Source organism: Pseudomonas sp. URIL14HWK12:I12, from assembly GCF_003097135.1.
GTDB lineage: Bacteria > Pseudomonadota > Gammaproteobacteria > Pseudomonadales > Pseudomonadaceae > Aquipseudomonas.
This window is the reverse complement of the sequence record NZ_QEQL01000003.1, coordinates 21,694-46,793: the sequence shown is the minus strand read 5'-3', so window position 1 is coordinate 46,793 and position 25,100 is coordinate 21,694. Positions and strand designations below refer to the sequence as shown.

14 protein-coding genes are annotated in these 25,100 nt (G+C 63.6%); 7 read left to right on the top strand and 7 right to left on the bottom strand.

Annotated elements, in window-relative coordinates:
- The 5 genes from exbD to F474_RS10300 all read left to right on the top strand — a co-directional run bounded on the left by exbD (position 1) and on the right by F474_RS10300 (position 5,752).
- Positions 1–429 (top strand): TonB system transport protein ExbD, encoded by a 429-nt coding sequence (gene exbD / locus F474_RS10320; protein ID WP_097084321.1) that lies wholly within the window; start codon positions 1–3, stop codon positions 427–429.
- Complete coding sequence (locus F474_RS10315; protein WP_097084320.1) at positions 426–1,181, top strand: energy transducer TonB; 756 nt, start codon at positions 426–428, stop codon at positions 1,179–1,181. The genes exbD and F474_RS10315 overlap by 4 nt, the downstream gene beginning before the upstream one ends.
- Positions 1,182–1,270: 89 nt before the next feature.
- Complete coding sequence (locus F474_RS10310; protein WP_097084319.1) at positions 1,271–2,203, top strand: hydrogen peroxide-inducible genes activator; 933 nt, start codon at positions 1,271–1,273, stop codon at positions 2,201–2,203.
- Positions 2,200–4,275 carry an ATP-dependent DNA helicase RecG gene (recG, locus tag F474_RS10305; RefSeq protein ID WP_097084318.1) on the top strand — a complete coding sequence of 692 codons (2,076 nt, stop codon included), beginning with the start codon at positions 2,200–2,202 and terminating at the stop codon, positions 4,273–4,275. Before F474_RS10310 ends, recG begins: the two co-directional genes overlap by 4 nt.
- Positions 4,276–4,357: 82 nt before the next feature.
- A complete protein-coding gene (locus F474_RS10300; RefSeq protein WP_097084317.1) occupies positions 4,358–5,752 on the top strand; it encodes an aminoacyl-tRNA deacylase and HDOD domain-containing protein in 1,395 nt (464 codons plus the stop codon).
- Here the strand turns inward: F474_RS10300 and F474_RS10295 are convergent.
- Genes F474_RS10295 through cydP form a run of 5 tightly spaced genes read right to left on the bottom strand, consistent with a single transcriptional unit; the run spans position 5,736 to position 9,096 of the window.
- Positions 5,736–6,038, bottom strand: coding sequence for a cyd operon YbgE family protein (locus F474_RS10295; RefSeq protein WP_097084316.1), 303 nt, complete (start codon positions 6,036–6,038; stop codon positions 5,736–5,738). The two genes, F474_RS10300 and F474_RS10295, sit on opposite strands and share 17 nt — an antisense overlap.
- Positions 6,025–6,141 (bottom strand): cytochrome bd-I oxidase subunit CydX, encoded by a 117-nt coding sequence (gene cydX, locus F474_RS10290; RefSeq protein ID WP_097084315.1) that lies wholly within the window; start codon positions 6,139–6,141, stop codon positions 6,025–6,027. The genes F474_RS10295 and cydX overlap by 14 nt, the downstream gene beginning before the upstream one ends.
- Positions 6,142–6,157: 16 nt before the next feature.
- Positions 6,158–7,300, bottom strand: a complete 1,143-nt coding sequence (gene cydB, locus F474_RS10285) for a cytochrome d ubiquinol oxidase subunit II (RefSeq protein WP_097084314.1) — start codon at positions 7,298–7,300, stop codon at positions 6,158–6,160.
- A 10-nt stretch (positions 7,301–7,310) separates the two neighbouring features.
- Positions 7,311–8,903, bottom strand: a complete 1,593-nt coding sequence (locus F474_RS10280; protein WP_097084313.1) for a cytochrome ubiquinol oxidase subunit I — start codon at positions 8,901–8,903, stop codon at positions 7,311–7,313.
- Complete coding sequence (cydP, locus tag F474_RS10275) at positions 8,893–9,096, bottom strand: cytochrome oxidase putative small subunit CydP (protein WP_097084312.1); 204 nt, start codon at positions 9,094–9,096, stop codon at positions 8,893–8,895. The genes F474_RS10280 and cydP overlap by 11 nt, the downstream gene beginning before the upstream one ends.
- A 169-nt stretch (positions 9,097–9,265) precedes the next feature.
- Here cydP and F474_RS10270 point away from each other — a divergent pair, with 169 nt between their 5' ends.
- Positions 9,266–10,372, top strand: a complete 1,107-nt coding sequence (locus F474_RS10270) for a YcjF family protein (RefSeq protein ID WP_097084311.1) — start codon at positions 9,266–9,268, stop codon at positions 10,370–10,372.
- Positions 10,356–11,891, top strand: a complete 1,536-nt coding sequence (locus tag F474_RS10265) for a GTPase family protein (RefSeq protein WP_097084310.1) — start codon at positions 10,356–10,358, stop codon at positions 11,889–11,891. The genes F474_RS10270 and F474_RS10265 overlap by 17 nt, the downstream gene beginning before the upstream one ends.
- A gap of 46 nt (positions 11,892–11,937) precedes the next feature.
- Here the strand turns inward: F474_RS10265 and F474_RS10260 are convergent, their stop codons facing one another.
- Together F474_RS10260 and F474_RS10255 are read right to left on the bottom strand one after the other, a co-directional pair.
- Entirely contained in the window at positions 11,938–12,279 is a 342-nt protein-coding gene (locus F474_RS10260; RefSeq protein WP_097084309.1) for a tryptophan synthase subunit beta, read from the bottom strand.
- Positions 12,280–12,409: 130 nt separating this feature from the next.
- Positions 12,410–24,784 carry a retention module-containing protein gene (locus tag F474_RS10255; RefSeq protein ID WP_116562242.1) on the bottom strand — a complete coding sequence of 4,125 codons (12,375 nt, stop codon included), beginning with the start codon at positions 24,782–24,784 and terminating at the stop codon, positions 12,410–12,412.
- Positions 24,785–25,100: the final 316 nt, after the last annotated feature.

Here is a 25,100-nt window from a genome sequence, read left to right as displayed (position 1 = left end):
ATGGGCCTGCATCTCAAGGAAGGTGCCGGCGACGAGCTGGCCGAAAACCACGAAATCAACGTCACGCCGTTCATCGACGTGATGTTGGTGCTGCTGATCATCTTCATGGTGGCAGCCCCCCTGGCGACCGTCGACATCAAGGTCGACCTGCCCGCCTCTACCGCCAAGCCCGAACCACGCCCTGAAAAGCCGCTGTTTCTGAGTGTGAAAACCGATAAAAGCCTCTACATCGGCGACAACGCGGTGAAAAAGGAACAGCTTGGCCAGTACCTCGACGAGAAAACCAAGGGCAAGAAAGACACCACGATCTTCTTCCAGGCCGACAAGGGCGTGGACTACGGTGATCTGATGGAGGTGATGAACACCCTGCGTGCGGCCGGCTACCTCAAAGTAGGCCTGGTAGGGCTGGAGACGGCTGCCAAGAAATGACATCCAAAGGCCAAAGTATTCTTCGTTACGCTGGCGGCCTGGCCTTGGTGCTGGGCGTGCACGCGGCGGCGATCATCATCGTGCTGAACTGGCCTGCGCCCGAGCCTGTGGAGCTGCCGCAGGCGGCAATGATGGTTGAGCTGCCACCGCTGCCCGAGCCACCTGCCCCGCCCCCGCCACCGCGGGTGGTTCAGCCGCAGCCTACGCCGGTCGAAGAGCCGCCGTTGCCCAAGCTTGCCGAAGCACCCAAGCCGAAAATCGCCGTGCCCAAGCCAGAGAAGCCAAAGCCCAAGCCAAAGCCGCAACCCAAGCCGGTGGAGAAAAAGCCCGAGCCGCCCCGGGATGTGCCAGAGCAAGTGGCCAAGAACGAGCCCGCCGAGTCGGAGAAGGCCGCCGCACCCAAGCCTCAGCCGCCGCAGCCACCGGCGCCGCCCGCAGACAGCCAGGCCAAGCGTACGTGGCAGAGCGACCTGCTTGCGCACCTGGGCAAATACAAACGCTACCCCGACCGCGCGCGCTCGCGCCGCGCCGAGGGTACCGTGCTGATCGAGTTCACCCTCGACGCCAACGGCAAGGTACTGGACGCAGCGTTGGTCACCAGCTCCGGTAACAGCTTGCTCGACGACGCGGCCATCGCTCAGGTGCACCGGGCCTCGCCCATGCCCAAGCCGCCGGCCGACCTGCTCAACGGCAAGGACTCGATCAAGCTCAAGGCGCCGTTCAACTTCAACATCAAAGACGCCATGCGCTGACGTCTTTTGTGTTGTATCCGCCGCGCTGATAACGTGCGTCTATCGACGGCACCCGCTATGCTGGGGCCGCCACTACACGGACGCACGTTATGACCCTCACCGAATTGCGCTACATCGTCACGCTCGCCCAGGAACAGCACTTCGGCCATGCCGCCGAACGTTGCCATGTGAGCCAGCCCACCCTCTCGGTGGGGGTCAAGAAACTCGAAGACGAACTGGGCGTGCTGATCTTCGAGCGCAGCAAAAGCGCTGTGCGCCTTACCCCAGTGGGCGAAAGCATCGTTGCCCAGGCACAGAAGGTACTGGAACAGGCCCAGGGCATTCGTGAGCTGGCCCAGGCCGGGAAGAACCAGCTGACCGCCCCCCTCAAGGTGGGCGCCATTTATACCGTCGGCCCGTACCTGTTCCCGCACCTCATTCCGCAGCTGCACCGTGTGGCCCCGCAGATGCCGTTGTACATCGAAGAAAACTTTACCCATGTGCTTCGCGACAAGCTGCGCAACGGTGAGCTCGATGCCGTGATCATCGCCCTGCCGTTCGCAGAGGCCGACGTGCTGACCCTGCCGCTGTATGACGAGCCCTTCCAGGTGTTGATGCCCAGCGACCACCCCTGGACACGCAAGGAAGCGATCGACCCCGCCTTGCTCAATGACAAGAGCCTGTTGCTGCTGGGCGAGGGCCACTGTTTCCGTGATCAGGTGCTGGAGGCTTGCCCCACAGTCAAGGGCAGCGAGGCCTCACGGCATACCACGGTGGAGTCCAGCTCGCTCGAAACCATCCGCCACATGGTCGCCTCGGGCCTGGGAGTGTCGGTGCTGCCGCTCTCAGCGGTGCACAGCCATCACTATGCACCCGGCGTGATCGAGGTGCGGCCCATGACCTCCCCGGCACCGTTTCGCACCGTCGCCATCGCCTGGCGCGCCAGCTTCCCACGGCCAAAGGCGATCGAGATTCTCGCCGACTCCATCCGCCTGTGCTCGGTGGCCAAGGGGCCCGCCGCTGCGGATAAAGTCGCGGTATGACCGAGTTGTCCCGGGTACCGGTCACGGTACTCAAGGGCGTCGGCGAGGCGATGGCTGAAAAGCTCGCCCGCGTGGGCCTGGAAACCCTGCAGGACGTGCTGTTTCACTTGCCGCTGCGTTATCAGGACCGCACTCGGGTGGTGCCGATCGGCCAGTTACGGCCAGGCCAGGATGCGGTAGTCGAAGGTACGGTCAGCGGTGCCGATGTGGTCATGGGCCGGCGCCGTAGCTTGGTGGTGCGCCTGAACGATGGCAGCGGTTCGTTGAGCCTGCGCTTCTATCATTTCAGCAATGCCCAGAAAGACGGCCTCAAGCGCGGCACCCAGGTACGCTGCTATGGCGAGGTGCGGCCCGGTGCCTCGGGGCTGGAGATCTACCATCCGGAGTACCGCGCCATTACCGGCGACACTCCCCCACCGGTCGAGCAAACCCTCACGCCGATCTACCCGCTGACCGAAGGCCTGACCCAGGCACGCCTGCGCCAGTTGTGCCAGCAGAGTCTGGCGCTGCTCGGCCCTTCGAGCCTGCCGGACTGGCTGCCGGATGAGCTGGCGCGCGACTACCGCCTCGCGCCCCTGCCCGATGCCATTCGCTACCTGCACAACCCACCTGCCGATGCCAACCTCGAAGAGCTTGCCCTGGGGCATCACTGGGCCCAACACCGCCTGGCGTTCGAGGAACTGCTGACCCACCAGCTATCACAGCAACGGCTGCGCGAGCGCATGCGCACGCTGCGCGCGCCGGCCCTGCCTGCTGCCAAAGTGCTGCCCCAGCGGTACCTGGCCAACCTTGGGTTCACCCCGACCGGCGCCCAACAACGCGTGGCGGCAGAGCTTGCCTATGACCTCTCGCAGCACGAGCCGATGCTGCGCCTGGTGCAGGGTGATGTGGGCGCCGGTAAAACAGTGGTTGCGGCGCTGGCGGCACTGCAGGCATTGGAGGCGGGCTATCAGGTCGCTCTGATGGCACCGACCGAGATCCTCGCCGAGCAGCACTTCATCAACTTCCAGCGCTGGATGGAGCCACTGGGCATCGAAACGGCGTGGCTGGCTGGCAAGCTCAAGGGCAAGGCCCGCGCATCCGCGCTGGAGCGCATTGCCGCAGGTGCCCCCATGGTCGTGGGCACCCATGCGTTGTTTCAAGACGAGGTGCGCTTCAAGAACCTGGCCCTGGCCATCATCGACGAGCAACACCGCTTCGGTGTTCAACAGCGCCTGGCCTTGCGCCAGAAGGGCGTGGACGGCCGCCTGAGCCCACACCAGTTGATCATGACCGCCACGCCCATTCCACGAACGCTCGCCATGAGCGCCTACGCCGACCTGGACACCTCGGTGCTCGACGAGCTCCCCCCTGGCCGCACACCGGTGAACACCGTACTGGTAGCCGACTCGCGCCGCGAGGAAGTGGTGGAGCGGGTACGCGCCGCGTGCGCCGAGGGGCGACAGGCCTACTGGGTGTGCACCCTGATCGAAGAATCCGAAGAGCTGACCTGCCAGGCGGCCCAGTCGACCTATGAAGACCTCGGGCTGATGCTCGAAGGCCTGAAAGTGGGGCTCATCCACGGGCGCATGAAGCCCGCGGAAAAAGCCGAGGTCATGGCTAGCTTCAAGGCGGGTGAGCTGCAATTGCTGGTCGCCACCACCGTGATCGAAGTCGGCGTGGACGTGCCCAATGCCAGCCTGATGATCATCGAAAACCCTGAACGCCTTGGCCTGGCCCAGCTTCACCAGCTACGCGGGCGGGTTGGGCGCGGCAGTGCGGCAAGCCATTGCGTATTGATGTATCACCCGCCGCTCTCGCAAATCGGCCGCGAACGCTTGGGGATCATGCGTGAAACCAACGATGGCTTCGTGATCGCCGAGAAGGACCTGGAACTGCGCGGCCCGGGCGAAATGCTCGGAACCCGACAGACGGGCCTGCTACAGTTCAAGGTAGCCGACCTGATGCGTGACGCCGATCTGCTACCCTCTGTACGCGATGCGGCGCAAGCCCTGCTGGCGCGCTGGCCCGACCATGTAAACCCGTTGCTCGACCGCTGGCTTCGCCATGGGCAGCAGTACGGGCAGGTTTGACCGAATCACAACCGCAAAGCTTTCATGCCCTTGCCTCCGGCATGGGTATACTGTCGAACTTGTACAGGTTTGGACACAGCACATGACAGAAGTCGCCCTGGAAACCGCAGTTCCTCACGCGCCCCTGGTCGTTCAGCAACTGCTGGACAAACAAGCCATCAATTGGCGCGAAGTCCTCGACGAGCCCACGATTGCCGAGCGGCGAAAAGTCCAGGCCATCTTGCTGGGCGATGCGGTAGGCACGATGGTAGTGCTGTTGCTCAAAGACCAACTGCTCGACCTTAACCGGATCGCAGAACTCACTGGCCGCACCCTCACTGCAGTGCCACTCGATCGCCTGCGGCGCATGCTTGACCCGCACGAACTGCTGGAGCTGCCCGGCCTGCCGTCGCTGGTGGCTGCCCCCTGCCTCTATGACGAGCGCGTGCTCGATCAGCCCAGCCTGTTGATCGCCTCCGGCACACCGGGCGTGATGCTGGAAATCAGCAGCGAAGACTTCAAGAAAACCCTGAGCAACGGCAGCGCCGCGCGCTTCGGTGAGTCGATGCAGGGCGTGAAGCTGCAGCACGACGCGCTGCCCCGCACTCCCGCCGAGATCAGCACCCGCGTGCAAGGCTTCACGGCAAAACGTATCCAGCAACGCCTGGAGGCGACCATCGAGATCCCGCCGTTGGCGAAAACCGCGCAGAAGATCATCAAGCTGCGGGTCGACCCCAATGCCAGCGTCGATGACATTACCGGCGTGGTCGAAACCGACCCGGCGCTGGCAGCGCAGGTGGTCAGCTGGGCGGCGTCGCCCTACTACGCATCACCGGGCAAGGTGCGCTCGGTGGAAGATGCGATCGTGCGTGTGCTGGGCTTCGACCTGGTGATCAACCTCGCCCTGGGCCTTGCGCTGGGCAAATCGATGAACCTGCCCAAGGACAACCCTCAACAGGCCACGCCTTACTGGCAACTGTCGATCTATACCGCAGCGGTGATCGAAGGCCTGACCCGCGCCATCCCGCGGGAATCGCGGCCAGAGGCCGGCCTTACCTACCTGGCAGGCTTGCTGCACAACTTCGGTTACCTGCTGCTGGCTCACGTGTTTCCCCCGCATTTCTCACTGGTATGCCGCCACCTGGAGGTGAACCCGCACCTGAACCACAGCTATGTCGAGCAGCACTTGCTGGGTATCAGCCGTGAGCAGATCGGCGCGTGGTTGATGGGTTACTGGGACATGCCAGAAGAGCTGGCAACCGCCCTGCGCTTCCAGAACGACCCCACCTACGACGGCGACTACGCGATCTACGCAAACCTGGTATGCCTGGCGGTGCGCCTGCTGCGTGGCCGCGGGATCGGGGCGGAAGCCGGGAACGAGATCCCGCAGGCGCTGCTTGACCGCGTCGGCCTCACTCGGGAGAAGGCCGACGACGTGGTGAACAAAGTGCTCGATGCCGAGAAAGTGCTGCGTGAGCTGGCTACGCAGTTTGGTTGAGTATCAGCTGGGCGTAGCCTAGCGCCATCAGTGACCAGGCCGTGAGCGGGTGGAAGATCACCCGCCAGGCCAAGGCACGAGGGTCGAAGCCGACCCCGTGCACATACCCCGCCGCAATGCCCCACATCATCAGGCTCAGCAGCCCATGGCTGTAATGCCCCTGTGCGTCCAGCATCATCACTGGATGCAACAGCAGCACCAAGCTCAAAGGCACCGCCAGCAACAGCGAGAGCGCGCGCCAGGCGCCCCCGCCCAGCCAGGGGCGCCGCGCTTCAGCGGCGATCATCGGGCACCTCGTCGAGGCTGCCGGAGGCTTCCAGCCACATGGCGTTGATCACACCGAAGCTGCACGCCAGCAGCACTCCTAGAATCCAGGCGAAATACCACATTGTGCTTTCTCCTCTCTCAATACAGGCCGTGTGGGTTGCCGTCGATGTGCGCGGTGGTGACCTTGCCCCACATCTTCATGTAGCACCACGAGGTGTAGGCCAGGATGATCGGCACGAAGATCGCAGCCGCACAGGTCATGATCACCAGGGTGGTACGGCTGGATACCGCATCCCAGACGGTCAGGCTCGATGCAGGGTCCAGGCTCGAAGGCATCACGAAGGGGAACAGCGCGAAACCTGCGGTGCAGATCACACCGGCGATGGCCAGGCTGCTGCCCAGAAATGCCACACGGCTGCGCCCCAGCCCGGCAGCAACGAACGCCAGCAGGCCGCCGAGCATGCCTACCAAGGGCGCCAGGGCGGTGATCGGGTAGCTGCGGTAGTTGGCGGTCCAGCCTGGGTTACCGGCTTCGACGGTCTTGGCCAGCGGGTTGAGCGCCGCCGCCGGGTCGAAAGTTGAGGTGATCACCAGCCCCTGAATGCTGCCCAGCGCCAGCCAGGCGCCTGCTGTACCGAAAGCCACCAGGAACCCCAGCGCCAGCCAGAAGGTCGCGCGCCGGGCGCGCTCGCCGATGGCGCCTTCAGTACGCATCATCAGCCAACTGCCGCCGTGCAAGGCCAGCATGCTCAAGCTTACGACGCCTGCCAGCAGGCCGAAGGGGTTGAGCAACTGCCAGAAGTTGCCCTGGTAGCTGGCGCGCAGGGTGTCATCGAACTGGAACGGCACGCCCTGCAACAGGTTGCCGAAGGCCACGCCAAACACCAGCGAAGGCACGATGGCACCGGCGAACAACGCCCAGTCCCAGGTGCTGCGCCAGCGGGTGTTTTCCAGCTTGCTGCGGTAGTCAAAGCCCACCGGGCGTACGAACAACGCGAACAGCACCAGCAACAGCGCCCAGTAAAAGCCAGAGAAGGCGGCCGAATACACCAGCGGCCAGGCGGCGAACAGGGCGCCCCCGGCTGTGATGAGCCACACCTGGTTACCGTCCCAATGCGGCGCGATGGTGTTGATCACCACGCGGCGTTCATTGTCGGTGCGGCCGACCACCGGCATCAGCATGGCCGCGCCCAGGTCGAAGCCATCGGTCAGCGCGAAACCGATCAGCAGCACGCCGACCAGCACCCACCAGACCAGTTTCAGCGTTTCATAATCGAACATGTTCAACTCCTCAGGCCGAGACCGGCTGGCCAGTCATAGGTGCGGCAGTGCGCTCACCCTGCTCGAAGTGGTAGCGGCCGGTGTGCAGGCTGCTTGGGCCCAGGCGGGCGAACTTGATCATCAGGTACATTTCCACCACCAGCAGCACGGTGTAGAAGGCGATCAGCGCCAGCAGCGAGCCCCAGACGTCACCGCTGGAAACGCTCGAAGCCGACAAGTGCGTAGGCAGCACTTCGCCGATCGACCAAGGCTGGCGGCCGTGCTCCGCGACGAACCAGCCGGTCTGGGTGGCGACCCACGGCAGGGGCAGGCTGAACAGCGCCCATTTGAGCAGCCAGGGTTTCTTCCACTCGTTCTTGCGGGCCGAGGCGTAGAAGGCGCACACGAACAGCAACAGCATGAGAAAGCCGCTGAGCACCATCAGGCGGAAGGTCCAGAAGATCGAGGCGACGTGGGGGATCGAATCCTGCGCGGCCTGCTTGATCTGGCTGTCGCTGGCATCGGTGACATGCTCGGTGTATTTCTTCAGCAGCAGGCCATAGCCCAGGTCACCTTTGACCTGGTCGAAGGCGCTGCGGGTAGCGTCACTGTGGTCGCCGGCGCGCAGCTGGGTGAGCAGGCTGTAGGCGACCATACCGTTGCGGATGCGCTGTTCGTGCTCGACGATCAGGTCTTTGATACCGGTGACCTGTTTGTCCACCGAGCGCGTAGCGATGATGCCCATCAGGTAGGGGATCTTCACCGCATAGTCGGTACGCTGGGTTTGCTGGTTGGGGAAGCCGAACAGGGTGAACGCCGCCGGCGCAGGCTCGGTGTGCCATTCAGCTTCGATCGCGGCCAGCTTGGTCTTTTGCACATCCCCGATTTCGTAGCCCGATTCATCCCCCAGGATGATCACCGACAGGATCGAGGCCATGCCGAAGGCCGAGGCGATGGCGAAAGAACGCCGGGCGAAGCCGATATCGCGCCCCTTGAGCAAGTACCAGCTGGAAATCGCCAGCACGAAGATCGCCCCAGTAACGTAGCCGGAGGCCACCGTATGCACGAACTTGACCTGCGCGACCGGGTTGAAGATCAGGTCGGCAAAGCTGGTGAGCTCCATGCGCATGGTGGTGAAATTGAACTCGGCACCCACCGGGTTCTGCATCCAGCCGTTAGCGATCAGGATCCACAAGGCCGAGAGGTTCGAGCCCAGCGCCACCAGCCAGGTCACGGCCAGGTGCTGCACCTTGCTCAGGCGGTCCCAGCCGAAGAAGAACAGGCCGATGAAGGTCGATTCGAGGAAGAATGCCATCAGCCCTTCGATCGCCAGCGGCGCGCCGAAAATGTCGCCCACGTAGTGGCTGTAATAGGCCCAGTTGGTGCCGAACTGGAACTCCATGGTCAGCCCAGTGGTAACGCCCAGGGCGAAGTTGATGCCGAACAGCTTGCCCCAGAAGCGGACCATGTCCTTGTACACCTGCTTGCCCGTCAGTACGTAGACCGACTCCATGATTGCCAGCAGGAAGGCCATGCCCAGGGTGAGCGGCACGAACAGAAAGTGATACAGCGCCGTCATGGCGAACTGTAATCGCGAAAGGTCGACAACCGATTCAGAGATCATCTTTTGGTTTCTCGGGAGGTGCGGAAGAGGTGCCCAGCAAGTGCTGGGCGACAGGCTGGGTATGGCCGGTCACGGTGTCCGGCGTGCTGAACCAGAGGCTGCGGATACCCATGATCAAGGCGAGCTTGATCAGCAGGATCAGCGTTATCTCCCGGGCAAGGGGGTGCTTGAGGAAGGCCAGGTGCGAAGCCATGTCGGGATACTCGGGTTTTGGGAAGATTTTCCCCCTGAGCGGCCGGGCCGACTTGATCGGCGTCAAACAGTTCCGATGACCATGCGTGTCAGATTGCCGCAGGCCCGGTTGCGGACTTTTTTTCGGCCCCGCCTGCCTAAGCCAAAGAGCCCACCCAACAGGCCCCCGAATGAACGTTTTCGATCAGCTGTACAAGCGCCTGAACCCAGAAGCGAACCCTGCATTGCAGACGGCGTTCGAGCGCAGCGCCCAGCAATTGCCCACGGTGTGGCTGCTGGGCAAGACCGGCGCGGGCAAGTCGTCGCTGATCCGCGCGCTGACCGGGCTGGACCGTGTCGAGGTCGGCTCAGGCTTTCGCCCCTGCACGCTTACTGCCGAGCAATACGACTACCCGGCCGAGACGCCCGTGCTGGCCTTCATGGACACCCGCGGCCTGGCCGAGGCCGACTACGACCCCAGCGCGGACATCGCCAACTGCGAAAGTGCCAGCCACGCATTGTTGGTGGTGATGAAAGCCGAAGACTCCGAGCAATCGCAGGTGCTCAAGGCACTCAAACAGATCAAGCGTTCGGGGCGTATTCGCGAAGCACTGCTGGTGCACACCGGCATTTACCAAGTCCAAGACCCAACGCAGCGCCAGCGGTGCATTGCCCATAACCAGCAGCAGGTCGAGGCCGTCTGGGGCCCGCTCGACAGCGTGGCGGTGGACTTCAACGGCCCCGACGGCGCCCCTGCCAACCTGGAGACGCTCAAGGACAAACTCGGTGAGCGCCTGCCGATCATCCTTGAGCTGTTCCGCAACCAGGGCCATAGCGATGCCGAGGAGCGTAATTTCGGCGAGCTCAAGCGTGAGGTGATGTGGTACGCCGGCGCGGCCGGCGCCTGTGATGCCATACCTGCGGTAGGTTTGGTGGCCGTGCCGACGGTGCAATTGAAAATGCTGCACAGCCTGGCGAACCAATACGGCTTGGAGTACACCCGCCGCCTGCTCAGCGAATTCGCCGCCGCCATGGGCACCGGCTTCGGTGTGCAGTACGCCTCGCGCCTGGGCCTGCGGCAATTGACCAAGCTCATCCCGGGGTGGGGGCAGACGATCGGCGGGGCCTCCGCTGCGGTAGCCAGTTACTGCTTCACCTATGCGCTGGGGCGAGCGGCGTGCATGTATTTCTACCGGCTCAAGCGTGGCGAGCCGATCACATCTGAAGAACTGCGCGCACGCTTCAAGCAGGCGTTCGATCACATTGTGCCGGTGGCTCGCGATGAAAAAAGCCGTTAGGGCCCTCGGCGCATTGGCGCGGTTGTCTGACCGTGCGGTGCCCTACGCGCTGCTGTCCTTGGTGATACCCGTTGGCGTGTTGTCGGGTTTTGGCGTGTACAGCGTGGTCAGCGACGGCCACTGGCTGCTGTTCATCGGCATTCTGCTGGTGTGCACCATGCTGTCGAGCCTCGGCCTGTTGCTGGCGCGGCGCAAGGTCAGGCAGACCTTGGCGCCCGCGGTAGAACATGCCCTTGAAGCCGAGGCCACAGTGCCCGACTACTGGCGCGAGCGTGACCGCACGCTCCAGCGTGAAATGTTGCCGGTGGTTTCCGGCTTGCTCGAGCAGGAGCCCGCTTGGCAAGCCCTCCCCCATCATGCCCTGGCGCTGGTGCGTGAGGTCGCAGGCCGCTATCACGATGACGCTCGCTACGCCCAATGGGCGTTTACCGCGCCTGAAGTACTGGCTATCTGCGAACAGGTCAGCCGCCGCTATCGGCAGGTGCTTCAGGCCCATGTACCTGGCGTTGAGCATATCCGGCTTTCAACCCTGATGAACCTCAATGACCAGGTCGAACGCTACGGCCCACTGGCGATGAAAGTGTTCAAGGGGTACCGCGCCCTGCGGATGTTTTCGCCTCAGGGCGTACTCGCCGAGATGCTCACCCAGCTGCGCGGCGAGGTATTCGGCGGCCTGAGCACCGAACTGCAGAACCGCCTCAGGCAGTTGTTGCTGCTGGAAGTGCTGCGCGCAGCTATCGACCTCTACGGCGGCCATTTCCGTATCGATGACGACCAGCTCAAGCCCGGGCGCGTGACTGAAAAAGATCAGCAGCGCCAGGCACCTGACCTGGACCCGGTACGCATCGGGCTGCTGGGGCAGGTCGGGGCTGGCAAGTCATCGCTGGTCAATGCACTGAGCGACAGCCTGAAGGCTGAGGTCAGCGCATTACCCGCTACCGACGGGGTCACGGTGCATGCCTGTGCCATAGAGGGCGCCCCGGACTTGCGCCTGATCGACCTGCCAGGGCTCGACGGCAGCAAGAAGGTACATGACGTGGTGTTCGAGCAGGTGCGCCAATGCGACCTGGTGCTGTGGGTCCTGAAAGCCAACCAGCCCGCCCGGGGGCTCGACCAGGCGTTTCGCCGGGAGCTGGACACCTGGTTCGCCGAGCACCCCGAAGCCTCGCCTCCGGTGTTGATTGGCGTACTGAACCAGGTCGATCGGTTGGTCCCCGCCGGGAGTTGGCAAGAGCCGTTCTCCCTGACTGACGGCAGCACAGTGGCCCGCGCGGTGGCCGAAGCCAAAGCCTGGAATGAACAGCTGCTGGCCCTACCGGGGATGGTGGCTATCGCACTGCCAGCGCATCGGCCGCCGTTCAACCTGGCAGAGCTGGTCGAGCGGGTGCAAGAACAGTATGCCAATGCCGTGAATGTGCAGCTGGGGCGGCGGCGCCGGGAGGCGGGGGAGTTCTCGATCAGCCGCGAGATGGATCGGGTGCGCAAGGCGGCGGTGGGCGTATTCGGGTTGCTTCGTTAGGCGACCCGAAGAGGCACGCACCAGCCGGCGAGGCGGCGGGCCCGTTTCAGATCAACGGGGCCTCTTCATCATTGATCAACCGCGCCGAGGCACTGCCCAGTGACTCGCGCGCCTGAGTGCGGCCGGTCAGCTTGGCCAGGGCGGCCTGAGGCAGGTCGGTGACAGTGATTACGCCTTTTTCCACCAGTAGCTGGATCAGGTCGTCAAGCACACGGATCATCTCCAGGTCGCTCTGGCGCAGCTGTTCGAGGCTGCGCACCGCAGTCTGGCTGGTGAACCATTCCTGGATCTCTACATTGTCTGCCGGCAACGTATCGGTCGCTTCGGCAAAGGCCTCGGCCTCGACTCGCGACAGTTTGCCGTGTTCGTCACGCTGTACGTAAAACATGAGCCTTGCCCTCAAAAAACCGGCCAGCGATAGGCCGCCCGCGAAGGATAGGCCAGCCGCCGGCCGGATGATACAGCTTGAACCAATGTGGCGATAATCGCCCGGCCATCAAGGCCGGGCGAGGGTCGCATCAGTGATGGTCAACCTTGATGGTGCTGTCGTGAATCAGCTGCGCCAGCGAGTTGCTTGCCCAGCTGGCACCGTCGCCCTGTACCTTGATCGTCACGTCGGCCTGGCTTTCGTTGGCAGTGGTCGCCTTCTGCACGTCGTTGGCAGAGGTGGTGGCCGCGGCGGTGAGCTTGCCGGTGGTGCTGATCAACAGCTCGGTGGTGCCGCTGCTGTCCTTGGCGATCTGCAGGTATTTGCCCAGGTTGGCGGTGAGGTCGTCGGCGTGGTCCTTGAGCAGGTCGGTCAGGTCGATGGTGTCGCCCTGAGCCTTGCTGAAGTCGGTGATCACGTCGGCGCCCTTCTGAGTGACGGCGCCTTTGCTGTCGGTGGTGTCGACGTTGAGGTCACCACGCAGCCACATGAAGGTATCGGCACCCGCGCCGCCGGTGAGGATGTCGTTGCCCTTGCCGCCGATCAGGATGTCATCGCCGTTACCGCCGTTGAGGGTGTCATTGCCCGCCTGGCCGAACAGGATGTCATTGCCATTGCCGCCGTTGAGGGTATCGTCACCACCGCTGTTGCCCAGGTTGAACTCGCCCAGGTGGCCCTTGATGTAGGTGTAGATCTCCGAGTCGGACGCGGTGTGGCCGGCCTTCTCGGTCACGTACGCCTTGATCACCGACGTGCCCAGGCCATCGGCCGGGTTGATGCCGTTGAAGAAGATCGTGTCGCCGAAGAGGATGTCGTTGCCCTCCCCGCCGTTGATCACATCACTGGCCGGCTGTGCGGTCACGGTCTTGCTGGCGATGACGCTGGACAGGTTGTCCAGTGTCACGTTCAGCGCAGCGTGGCCGCTGGTGTCGTAGTTGTTCAGCGAGCTGAGGTCAGTGCCCTGGTTCTGGTCGGTGCTCAGGCCAACGGCATTGACGGTTGGCGACTGAGCCACGAGCAAGTTCCAGCCCTCTTGGGTGTTGCTGGCCAGGCCGCTGTAAGCGGAGACTTCGTTGGCCAACTGATAGCCGCCATGGCCGTCGGCAACCCATGTCGCGTTGCCGCCAGAAGCAGTACCTTCGTTGATCAGGTAGCGGTTGGGCTGGCCGTCGGTGATGAAGAAGGTCTGGTTGACCGCCCCGGCCGTGCCGTTGTTGATGAACCAGTTCGCCGTATCCTTGAAGGCTTCTTCGTAGTTGGTATTGCCGCCCTTGGTGGAGTTGTTCGTGGCATTGGCCACGGCAGTGCTGATCTGGCTGTCCGTCATGTTCTTGGTGAGCACGAGGGTGGAGTCCAGCGCATGGTCGGAGAAGGTGACGATGCCGACCTTGATGGTCTGGCTCGACGTCATGTCGTTACGCAACTGCTTGATCGCTGCCACCAGGGCATCCTGCTCCTGGGTGTACTTGCCGCGCATGCTGCCGGACACATCGACGATGAACGCCACATTGGCATCCTTGGCCGGGGTTACCGTGCTCTGGGCCTTGTCACCCACGATGATGTCGTTGTTGCCAGTGCCGTTGAGCGTATCGGCATTAGGCGAGCCGTCGGTGTAGGTGTAGACCGACTTGGCTACCGATACGGTGGTGGTCGCCTGGTTCGACGCTGTGCCGAACACATCCTGCACGGTCACGGAAATCGTGCGAGTGCTGGAACTGGTCACATCAGCCGTGTTGCTGAAAGTGATGGCCTTGATCGCATCCTGATACTGCGCAGCGGTTGCGACACCGCTGAGCACGACCTGGCTCCCGTCGGCCGACAGCACGGCCGTCACACCGCCGGGCAGGCTACCCACGCTCAAGTGGTCACCCACCTGCGCATTGTTGATAGCGATGGTTGCGCCCTTGATACCGGCGTCATCCAGGGTGATGGTCGCCTTGTCGCTGACCGACACGCCATCGTGGTTGGCCACATAGCTGACCGCATGGCCAGTGCCGACAACGCCGCTGTCCAGGTCCAGCGCCGGTGCGACGGGGGTCACCTGAACGGTCACTGTTGCGTCGGTGGCGCTGTTGGTGCGCTGATCCCACAGGGTGTAGGTGAAGGTCGCAGGGCCCGAGTAACCTGCTTCCGGCGTGAAGATCACGTTGCCGTTGGCATCCAGTGCCACGGTGCCGTGCTGCCCGTCATGCACCGAACGAATGCTCAGCACATCGCCTCGGTCGGCGTCGGTGTCGTTCTTCAGCAGGTCCGCGGCCTTGATGGTCAGGCTGTGTGGATTGTCACTGTGCAGGTTTTCGCTGACGGTCAGCAGGTTATGGCTCAGCGGCGAGCTGGTGTCACCGAGCACTTTCAAGCTGCTCAGGCTGCTGCCCAGCTCTATCTTGAGCGCCGCGTTGCCGCCTTGGTCCCAGTAGACGACCTGGATATCGTGCAGCCCGGAATTGGCCACCGAGAAACTGAAGTCGTTGACCGCCCGCGAAGTGATGCCGTCATAGACAGCCGCCAGCTTGCCGTCGACCAGCACCATGTAGCCATCGTCAGCGGTGACGCGCAGTGCATAGGTGCCGGCGTTGAGCTGCACCTGGCCGGTCATGTTCAGGATCGCATCGGAAGAGTCGATCTGGTTGCCGGTGAGGCTGTCGTAATTGCCCTGGTTGGCCGACGAGTTATTGGTCAGGAACTTGACCAGGCTGTTGGTCGAGCTGTTGTAGTGGCCCAGGTTGTCGCTGACGCTGCCGAAGTCGATCTTGTTGGCATTGAACGTGGCGTTGGGGTTATTGCCAGCGATCCATGCCAGCACCTGAGACACGCTGGTCAGGTTCGGGCGGCCTTGGCCGCTGTTTTCCTGGTAGTTGTAGAACTCGGCCTTCAGGCCGCCCTGAACCAGGTAGTCATCGTTGGCAACAGGCGGGTTGTTGCTCAGGGTCAGGCTCGGGGTCGCCGAGCCTTCACCGGTCGCACGGCCATCATCGGCCACCAGGGTCACGCCCGGCAGGGTGCCGTTGTGGCTGTTGTAGTAGTCCACACCGGCCTGGGTCAGGGTGATCTTCTGGCCAGCGGTGTCGAGGCTGTAGTAGGCCACGCCGTCGGCGTTAGCCTTGATGCTTACGGCCAGCTTGCCGGTATCGCCTGCGTCCTTGTCGCTGGCGCTGTAGCTGGCCACCACGGTGCCCACGGCTGCGTTGTGCGGCTGCGAGTCGAGCGGGGTAACGGTGACTTCCGGCGCCTGGTTGGCCAGGGTCGGTGTGTCTGTCGCCTCGGCGGTCGCACGGCCATCGGTCACCGTCAGGGTAATCGGCGGCAGTTCACCTTTGTGGCTCGTGTAGTACGCCACGCCCTGGGCGGTCAGGGTCACTGCGTTGTTGGCGGTGTCCAACGCATAGTAGCCGTTGCTATTGCTGCCAGCCTTGAACGCTACGGCCAGCGTGTCGCCGTCTGCGTCGTTGGCGCTGTATTTGGCCACGGCTTCGCCTGCGGCAGGCGCATGCTGGGTGAGGTGGTTGGCGGTCAGCGTCAGGGCCGGCGCGGCGTTGCTCAGGGTCAGGCTCGGGGTCGCCGAACCTTCACCGGTCGCACGGCCATCGTCGGCCACCAGGGTCACGCCCGGCAGGGTGCCGTTGTGGCTGTTGTAGTAGTCCACACCGGCCTGGGTCAGGGTGATCTTCTGGCCAGCGGTGTCGAGGCTGTAGTAGGCCACGCCGTCGGCGTTGGCCTTGATGCTTACGGCCAGCTTGCCGGTATCGCCTGCGTCTTTGTCGCTGGCGCTGTAGCTGGCCACCACGGTGCCCACGGCTGCGTTATGCGGCTGCGAGTCGAGCGGGGTAACCGTAAGTTCCGGCGCCTGGTTGGCCAGGGTCGGCGTACCGCTACCGTTGCCAGCAGCACGGCCGTCGAAGGCCGTCAGCTCCAGCAGGGGCAGTGCCCCTTTGTGTGCGTTGTAATAGTCGACACCGGCCTGGGTCAACGTGACGGTTACGCCATCGCTGGCCAGCTGATAGTACTTGGCCGAATCGCTGCCCGACTTGAGGCTGACCGAAACTTTGTCCCCGTCCTGATCCTTGCCCAGGTAGGTGGCAACGGCATCGCCCGCTTTCGGCGCGTGGGGCGCTGGCGACAGGCTGCTGATTTCCACCGTCGGTGCGGCATTGGTCAGCGTGACCGTCGGCGCCTTGGTGTCAGTACCGGTGTGCAGATCGTCGCTCACCACCAGGCTCACATTCGGCAGTGTATTGCCCGCATTGGCATACGCCGCGCCGGCAGCGGTCAGGACGACCTTGTTGCCACTGAGCTGGTAATAGCCATTGGTGTTGCTGCCGTCGGCAAAGGCGACTTTCAGGTCACTGGCGAGGGTGTCGCCATCGAAGGTCTTGTAGGTTGCGACGGTTTCATTGGCCTTCATCGCATGCTCGGTGATGCTCACCGGCGCGATGGCGATGGTCGGCTGAGCGGCCGCTGCCACGTGCACCGTTACCTTGCCGTCTGTAGCAGCGGTCTTGTCACCGTCGCTCAGGGTGTAGGTGAAGCTCGCGTCGCCCACGAAGGTCTTGTTCGGGGTGAACAGCACCGCCTGCTGATCGGCGCTGAGCACAGCCGTGCCGACCACGTTGCCGCTGGCATCGACCACGTTGCTGCTCACGCCGACGATCTTCAGCTGATCGTGTGCGGTATCCACGTCGGTGTCGTTGGCCAGCAAGGTGCTTGCCTTGATCGTCAGTGCCTGGCTTTCGGTGGTGCTCAGCGGGTTGTAGCTCAGCGGGTAGGCATTGCTGCCCAGTACCGCATAGCTGCCAGTGGCCGACTTCACTTGAACGGTGAGGTTGGCGCTGCCACCCTGATCCCAATAGATGATCTGGATGTCATGGGCGCCGCTGCCGGCGACGTTGAAGTCGAAGGTGTCGCTGCGCGACGAGGTGTTGGCATCGAACACCGCCACCTGCTTGCCATCGATCAGGATCTGGTAACCGTCATCAGCTGTGACCTTGAGCGTGTAGTTACCGGCATCCAGCGTAACGACGCCGGTCAGCTTGAGGATGGCGTCCGAGCTGCTGGTGTGGGTGCTGCTCAGGTCAGTGGCGTGCGCCGTGACGCCTGCCACGTTCACGCCGAGGAACTTGCTGAGGTTATCGCTGGAGCTGTCGGCACGGCCGAGGTCGTTGGTCACGCGGGTTTGCGCAACGCTACCGAAGTCGATCTGAGTGGCGTTGAAGGTCGCGGTCGGGTTGTTACCGGCAATGTACTTGACCGCCTGGGCCACGGTGGAGAGGTTGGCGCCCTGCGCCGCGTCGCTCCAGCTGAAGTACTGGCCTTTCAGGCCGCTGACCAGGCTAGGGTCATCGTTGGCCACCGGCGCGTCGTTGACGGCCGTGACGGTCACGTCAGTCTTGGCCACCAGCGAAGTGGCCTTGTCCGAGCCGTCGCCACCCGGGGTGCCGATGTCAGTCACCGTCAGCTCGACGCTGCGCGCTGCGGTGTTCGGCGCATCGCCGGGTACCGAGAACTGGACCGAGCCCAGTAGTTTCTGGAACGCGTCGATCGATGCCGGGCCGGTCAGGGTCACCACCATCGCGCCGTTCTGCACGACAGTCTGGTAACTGATCTGCTCACCATCGACGGTCACGTTGCCAGAAGGCTGCAGGGCTGCGCCGTTGGTGTAGCTGGAGCTGAACGCATCCCCAGGCTGGAAGCCTTTGAGGGTGATCGTGGCGTGGTCCAGGGTGCTGTTGTCGCTGTCCTTGATGGCCAGGCCATCGAACAGCGCCACGGCGGCCTGCTTCTCGGTGAAGTTGACGCTGGCGGCATCGCTGACCAGCGGGGCGTCGTTTACCAGGGTGGTGATGACGGCCGCGTTGGCGTCGGCGCCAAGCGAAGGGTCCATTGCGTCGGCGGCATGCAGGTTGATATCCGGCAGCGTGTTACCGGCGTTCACCCAGTCGGCACCGGCCTGGGTCAGCACGACCTGGCCGTCTTTGATGGCGTAGTAACCCTTGTCGTTGTTGGTAAGGGTAACGACAGGCGCCTGGTTGTCAGGGTCGGTGGCGGTGTAGGTCGCCACGCCCTGGCCGGCCTGGGCCGAATGCTCGGCCACTGGCGTGGTGGACGTGATGCTGATGCTTGGCGCGTGGTTGATGGCATCCACCACCACGGTAAAGCTCTGGCTCTGGCCTTGGGCGACCACTGGGCTGACATTCTCCTGAGCGGTACCGCCCAGGGTCAGCTCGAAGCTGCCGGCCTGGCCTGGCTTGGTCAGCAGGCTCAGGCTGTTCAGGTCCATGCCGGTGAGGTCCAGCGGCGTCTTGCCGTCGGACGTCATCAGGTGCTCGCCGCCTGCGGTGTCGAAGGCCTTGAGGATGGTGCCTTCCGGCACGCCGGAGAGGCTGACCTTGTGGATTTCAGAGCCATCGTTGTCGACGAAGGTAGCCGACAGGTTGCTCAGCTTGATCCACTGATGTTCCAGGCCATGGTTAACGGTGCTGACGGTGTAATAACCCTCGCCGTTGTTCAACACGTGATGCGCGGCGCTGTCGCCGAGCTGGTCGGCGCCGGTGTAGGTCTGCAGGCCGCTGTCGGCCAGGCTCTTGGCCGGGCCACCGTCGACCGCCACGGTAAGGTTGTAGCTGCCTGGGCCATTCTGGTTGAAGTGGTAGATGTCCACTTCGTAATAGCCGCTGGCCTGTGGCGTGAAGCTGCCGCTGATCCCGCCGTTCTGGCCATCGACCACCGAGTTCCACTGCGCCGAGGCGACGGTTTTGCCACCGATGACCACGGCCAGGCTGTCGTCGGCCGTGCCACCGAACGCGTAGGCTTTGCCGGCTTCCAGATACACCAGGCCAAAGTATTTGGTTGCAGTCTGCTGGCCGACGTTGCCTGCGCTGTCGATTGCCGGCACACCGCTCAAGTGCTGCACAGGCGCATCGCTGGGCGGGGTACGCAGCGTGTTTACCAGCGTTTGAGGGTTAGCCCCGTCGCCGCCGTGGCCCAGGGTGTTGTAGTCGGCCGAGCTGACCTGCCAGGTCACTTTGTTGAAGCCAGTGGGGGCTGCGTCCGGCAGCGCTACGCCCAAGGTCGGGGCGTTGGCGATAGGGTTGACGTCCAGCAGCAGGGTGGCGCTGCCACTGCTCTGCCCGTTGTTGCTGGCCTCGAAGGTCAGTGAGTCGTAATGCGACTTCTGATCGCCTTCGCTGCTGCTGTCACTGTAGTCAGGGCTGCCGGACTCGTGCGCATTGGGCGTGAAGGTCAGCTTGCCGCTATCGATGTCTTGTTTACTGATCACTTGGCCTGCGGCCACGGCGGTACCGCCCAGCGCCAGCACGCCATTGGTGGGCAGCGTGGTGACCTTCACGGTCCACGCGGAGGCATCCTGAGCCTGGCCGCTGACATTGAAATCGGCCCAGTTGAGGGTCAGCGGGGTCGCTTCGTCCCCTTCGACTTCATTGGCTGCCACCGCAGGCTTGTCGCCGTCGACGATGGTCGTGGTGGCTTGAGCGGCGGAATAGTCAACGCTCTCGTAGCCCGAGCCGGTCACGCCGGTGACCTTCACCGTCAGCGTCTCGGCGCCTTCAATCAGGCCATCGGCCTTGATCGGCAGCTCGATCGGGAATGAGGTGACGCCAGCTGGCACCTTCACGCTGGTCACGCCAGTGAAGTCCGAGCCGTCCGCTGCCTTGCCCGAGTAGCTCAGGGTCACGGTGGTTTCGTTACGGGTCGCCGCGCCTTCAGCGTTGCTCAATTGAAGGGTGAAGGTAGCGGTCTCGCCCTCCTTCACGCTCGGCTCTGTGGTCAGGGTCACGGTGGTCACATCGCCGTCATCGGCCACGGCAGTATTGACCTGGCCGTCGACCTTCAGGTTCGGCTGCGGCGCATCGTTGCTGACGATGTGGTTCTCGGCAACGTTGCCGCCTTCGTACATGTCGTCAGGCGCAGCCACCGGCTGGCTCGGGGCAGAGCTGCTGGCCCCGGCCGGGATCACCAGGTCACCGCCTTTTTCCAGCGTGACGTGGATCGGCTGGGTCGCCACCACCGGGTTGCCGATGCTGTCGACCAGCTTGACGGTATAGGTGATCGGGTCACCTTCCTTGGCATCGGCAGGCGCATTGGCGACCAACTGCAAGGTGACCTGCTGCTGCACTTCGATGGTGCTGACAGCAGGCTGGGCGGTGCTGACGGCAGGCAGGCCATCGCCCCCTGCGTCGGTGACGCTGACGCTGACCTGGCGCGGCTCGGTGCTCGGCGGGTGCTGGTCACCGGTGCTGAAGGTCAGTTGGCTGATCAGGCTCTGATAGGCGCTTTTGGAAGCCTCACCGCTCAGTTGAAGGGTCCAGGTGCCGTTGGCGAACGACTGGCTGTAACTGATGCCTTCGAAGGTGCCATTGGCCCCCGGGAAGGCGATCACGTCAGTGCTGGCGGCATTGCTGACGGTGATGGTGGCGTTGCTCAGGTTGGCGCTGTCTTCGTCGGTGATGCTCACCTGGCTGACCAGCGCGACCGGTGCGTGGTTTTCCTGGAACACGCTGTCGGCGTCGGTGACCACGGGCGCGTCGTTGACCAAGGTGGTCGCTGGCGTACCGGTGGTGTTGCCGGTGAGCAGGCTCGAATCGGTCACGGTCAGGCCGATTTGCGGCAGCTTATTACCCAGGTTGACGTAATCGGCACCGGCCTGCGTGAGCTGCACGGTATTGCCGACGACTTGGTAGTAGGTGTTGTTGCCAGAGGCGTCAGTGCCTGCGCTGCCAGGGGTGAAGCGCACGGTGACCGCATCGCCGTTGGCGTCGAAGGTGCTGAAGTTGCCGACGACCTGATGCTCCACGGCCAAGTTCTCGGTCACGCCTGCGGTTTGCAGCACGATTACCGGGGCATCGGCATTGGGCAGCACGTGCACGGTCAGCGGGGTGCTGACCGCCTCGGGTGCGGCGGTGCCGTCCTGGGCGATGGCGGTGACGGTCAGCTGCACATCGCCGGCAGAGGCACCGGACGGGGCCTGGTAGGTCAGCGTGGCGAGGTTCCAGCTAGCGACGTCCACCGAGGTGTTGCCGGCGCTGGCGACAAATACGTCATTGCCCGAACGCAGGGTCGCCCCTTCAGGCAGGCCGCTGATCATGACCTTCAGCGACTCGGAGCCGTCGATGTCGTTGGTGTGTGCGGTGATCGGCTGCAAGGCGATCTGGGCGCCTTGTACGCCAGTGTTGTTGGCCGTGCTCAGGGAGATATTGCCAAGCACACCGCCCACGGAGTTCTGGTCGCTGGCCACGAAGGTCAGGGTCTTGTCGCCGCCGGCATTGGTCGGCAGCACCAGGCTGTAGTGCTGCAGGCCGAGCTGGCTGGAATTGAGCGTAGCGACGACCTTGCCGTCCCACATCACCTTGATTTCGGAATCGTTGCCCAAGCTGCCGCTGCGCGGTGAATAGTCGAAATTCAGGGTGTAGACGCTGTTGGCGACCGTGTTGGTGACCTTGGTGCTGAGGTCGCTGGCATCGCCTCGATTGCGCTCCAGCTCGATCACGTGCGTATCGGTCGGCAGGCCGAAGGCCCTGCCGCTCTGGATCTCGACCTGGGCGCCGTTGTTGCCGGTGGTCCATTCGCCGTTACCGATCGCGGCCACGGGCACGTTCAGCGAAGAGCCGATGCTGTCGAAGTTGGTGCTGATCGCCCAGGCACGATCGCCCAGCGACAGGGTCGGGATGTCGGTGACCGGCGCGACATTGATGGTGACGGTGCCGACACTGCTGCTGGCCGCGTTATTCGACGCTTCCTGGGAAGTGCCGGTGACGGTCAGGGTGAACGTGCCGCTGGCATCCTGAGGGGCCTGGTAGCGGATGGCGCTGAGGTCCCAGCCGCTGACATCCAGCGAGGTCTGGCCGTCGATGGTGACGCTGTGCGTGCCATCGGTCAGTTGCGCGCCTTTGACCAGCGCGTTGCCACTGAGCACCGTAGTGTGGCTCTCAGAGCCGTCGTTGTCGGCATAGGCCGCCAGCGTGCCCAGGGCGATGGGCTTGTCTTCGAACCCCTCGACGCTACGATTGGCCGCAATGGCGGGCGCGTCGGCAACGGCGTTGACCAGCACGTTGATCTGCACGCTGGTAGAGGCGCTGTCCTGGTTGGTTTTTTCCACCGCAGTGCCGGTCAGGGTCAGGGTGTAGCTGCCCGACACGTGATCACCAGCGTTGAAGGTCAGCTTCGACAGTGCCCAGTCGCTGACGTCGACGCTGCTCTGGCCCGCACCCACGATCACACTGTGGGTGCCGTCACTGATGGTCTGCCCGGCCTGCAGGCCGCTCAGGGTAATGGTGTGGGTTTCGGAGCCGTCCTGATCCTTGAAACTGACATCGTAACCGCCGATGTCGATGTTCTTGCCTTCGTTACCCGCAGCAATCACCAGGGCGCTGGTGTTGGCCGCCTGCGCCGCGCCGGCGCTGGGGTACAGAGGCAGGCCGCTGTCGGCGAGGCTGGTGGCCGGTGCGCCGTTGACCGAGACGTTGACATCGAAGTAGCCCGGGCCGTCAGCGTTGTATTGATAGCCTTCGACACTGTAGAAGCCACTGGCGCTAGGGGTGAAGTCACCGCTGAACTGCGTATCGCGGCCGCCATTCCAGGTGTTGCTGCCGATGTCTTTGCCACCGACGCTGAGCACCATGCTGTCGTCACCACCGGCGGTGAAGGTGTAGGTCTTGCCGGCTTCCAGGTAGATCACACCAGAGACCTTGCTCGCAGTGCCGGCATCCACAGCCACTTGGTGGAAGCCGTCGATCACCTTGCTCTCGGTGGGCTGGGTGGTTTTGTTGATCGCCTCGCGCACCGTGTTGGGGTCGATACCGCCGCCGTTGTTGCCCAGGCCCAGGCCGGCCCACTGTTGCAGGGTCAGGCCCGGCGCCGCGCCAGGGTGTTCGATACCAATGGTTGGCGCATCGGCCACGGCTGCGATGGCGAAGTCGATCCGGGCCTGCTGGCCGGCGACTGGCTCGCTGGAGCTTGCGTTGTTCAGCGCAGTGAACTGGACCGAGCCGAACAGCGAGCTGTCGGCCGGGCTGCTGGCTTGGTCGGCTGCCGGGGTGAACACCAGCGTGCCATTGGCCAACTGTGCCTGGGTAACGATGTCACCGGCCTTGAGGGTGGTTTCCACACCGCCTACGGTCAGCACCAGGGTGCCGTTGCTCGGTACGCTGTCGATGCGCACGCCCAGGTCAGCGTTGCTGCTGCCCTTCTGGACGTTGAAGCTGTCCCAGGTCAGGTTGACGGCCGTGTCTTCGCGGCCTTGGATCGGCGTATCGCCCGAGCCGGTAGCCGTGGGTGCAGTCTGGTCGACGATGCTGGTGTCGACGCTGTTGCGCTGCGGGTCGATGGCCAGTTGCTCGAAGTCGCCGGCCCGCGCACCGGTGGCCGGCGAGACGTTATCGATGGTCACCACCAGATGCTCGGTGCCTTCGATCAGCTTGTCGTTGAGCGCCGAAACCGCCAGTTGCGCAGAAGATGAGCCGGCCTTGATCACCACTTGGGTTTCACCGGTGAAATCCTGGCCATCAGCGGTGCCGCTGTATTTGACCGTAACGGTCACGTCGGTTTTGGCCACCAGCGGCTGATTATTGCCGTCGGTGATGCTCAGGGTGTAGGTGGCGCCGGCACCCTCCTTGACCGAGGCCGAGCCGCTGATCGACACATAGCTGGTGTCCAGCGTATCGGTGACTTGGGTGGTGGCCGGTGTCGGGTCGACGGTAACCGCCAGGCCCGCGCCGCCACTGGTGCCGGCAACGGTTACGTTGACGTTGTGGGCATCGATGTAGGGGGTGTTTTCATTAGCCATCGGCACACTGACCGAGCCGGTGGTCTGGCCAGCACCGATGACAATGACCGCCCCGTTGGACAGGGTCACCGTCAGCGGGCTCAGCGGCGCCTGCGTCAGGGTTGCGGTATAGGTGAGCACGCCGCCCTCTTCGGTGATCGAAGACGTTGCACTGAGGGTCAGCGTGGAAGGCCGTACGGGCGTGGTATCGGTCTGCTCGGCACTCAGGCGCTCGCGGCCATCGAGGCCGGCGGTCTGGAAGCCTACGGTCGGGTCAACCGCGCCGCCCGTCTCACTGAGCATCACTACGGTGTGGCTACCCCCGCCGGTGCCGCCCGTATCACCGGCATCGTTGCCGGCGGCAGTCGCTTCCAGGGCCTGGGTCGGGTCGGCGCCAGCGGCGATCGCCTTTTGCAGGTCCTCTACGGAAGTGGCCTGCACACTGCTGGCCAGCTCGGTGTCATGGCTGGCCTCCACACGCGTGGGTGCAGCGGCACTCCACAGGCTATCGCGGCCGAGGTCGAGCATGCGCCCATCCTGAAGCTGCAGGGTTACCGCACCGGCTGCGCCCGTTTCGATTTGCTCCCCTGCAAACAGGCGATCGCCCTCGACCAGCACACGTTTGATCCCCTCCGGGGACACTGCGACAACCTGGCCAACAATGCTTTTGACGATGGCGACAACGCTGCTCATGGGGACTTCTCCGGGGATAACCGTCTGGGCCGCTTCCTTACGACTGGCCACACATCAAGGCCACTTCAGAGGGAGCGCAAGTTCAATTTATATATTTAAATGGCGCCAATATTTCGACTATTAATTAGCTTACTACGCAGGCGACAAACTATTGACCAATTGCGCGTCATCCTAAACAATCCGCGCCGCGATGTCACATTGATATTGCACTAGGCGAACCGTCTTCCTTTACATGCGGAGTCCCAGACGCGGGCTTCCGACATTCGGTCGTTTCGGTTGCCCTTTCCATGACGGCCATACGCCTGGCCGCGACAGA

Coding starts and splice junctions, on each gene's coding strand:
- exbD (WP_097084321.1), top strand. CDS start 1: ATGGGCCTGCATCTCAAGGAAGGTGCCGGCGACGAGCTGGCCGAAAAC.
- F474_RS10315 (WP_097084320.1), top strand. CDS start 426: ATGACATCCAAAGGCCAAAGTATTCTTCGTTACGCTGGCGGCCTGGCC.
- F474_RS10310 (WP_097084319.1), top strand. CDS start 1,271: ATGACCCTCACCGAATTGCGCTACATCGTCACGCTCGCCCAGGAACAG.
- recG (WP_097084318.1), top strand. CDS start 2,200: ATGACCGAGTTGTCCCGGGTACCGGTCACGGTACTCAAGGGCGTCGGC.
- F474_RS10300 (WP_097084317.1), top strand. CDS start 4,358: ATGACAGAAGTCGCCCTGGAAACCGCAGTTCCTCACGCGCCCCTGGTC.
- F474_RS10295 (WP_097084316.1), bottom strand. CDS start 6,038: ATGATCGCCGCTGAAGCGCGGCGCCCCTGGCTGGGCGGGGGCGCCTGG.
- cydX (WP_097084315.1), bottom strand. CDS start 6,141: ATGTGGTATTTCGCCTGGATTCTAGGAGTGCTGCTGGCGTGCAGCTTC.
- cydB (WP_097084314.1), bottom strand. CDS start 7,300: ATGTTCGATTATGAAACGCTGAAACTGGTCTGGTGGGTGCTGGTCGGC.
- F474_RS10280 (WP_097084313.1), bottom strand. CDS start 8,903: ATGATCTCTGAATCGGTTGTCGACCTTTCGCGATTACAGTTCGCCATG.
- cydP (WP_097084312.1), bottom strand. CDS start 9,096: ATGGCTTCGCACCTGGCCTTCCTCAAGCACCCCCTTGCCCGGGAGATA.
- F474_RS10270 (WP_097084311.1), top strand. CDS start 9,266: ATGAACGTTTTCGATCAGCTGTACAAGCGCCTGAACCCAGAAGCGAAC.
- F474_RS10265 (WP_097084310.1), top strand. CDS start 10,356: ATGAAAAAAGCCGTTAGGGCCCTCGGCGCATTGGCGCGGTTGTCTGAC.
- F474_RS10260 (WP_097084309.1), bottom strand. CDS start 12,279: ATGTTTTACGTACAGCGTGACGAACACGGCAAACTGTCGCGAGTCGAG.
- F474_RS10255 (WP_116562242.1), bottom strand. CDS start 24,784: ATGAGCAGCGTTGTCGCCATCGTCAAAAGCATTGTTGGCCAGGTTGTC.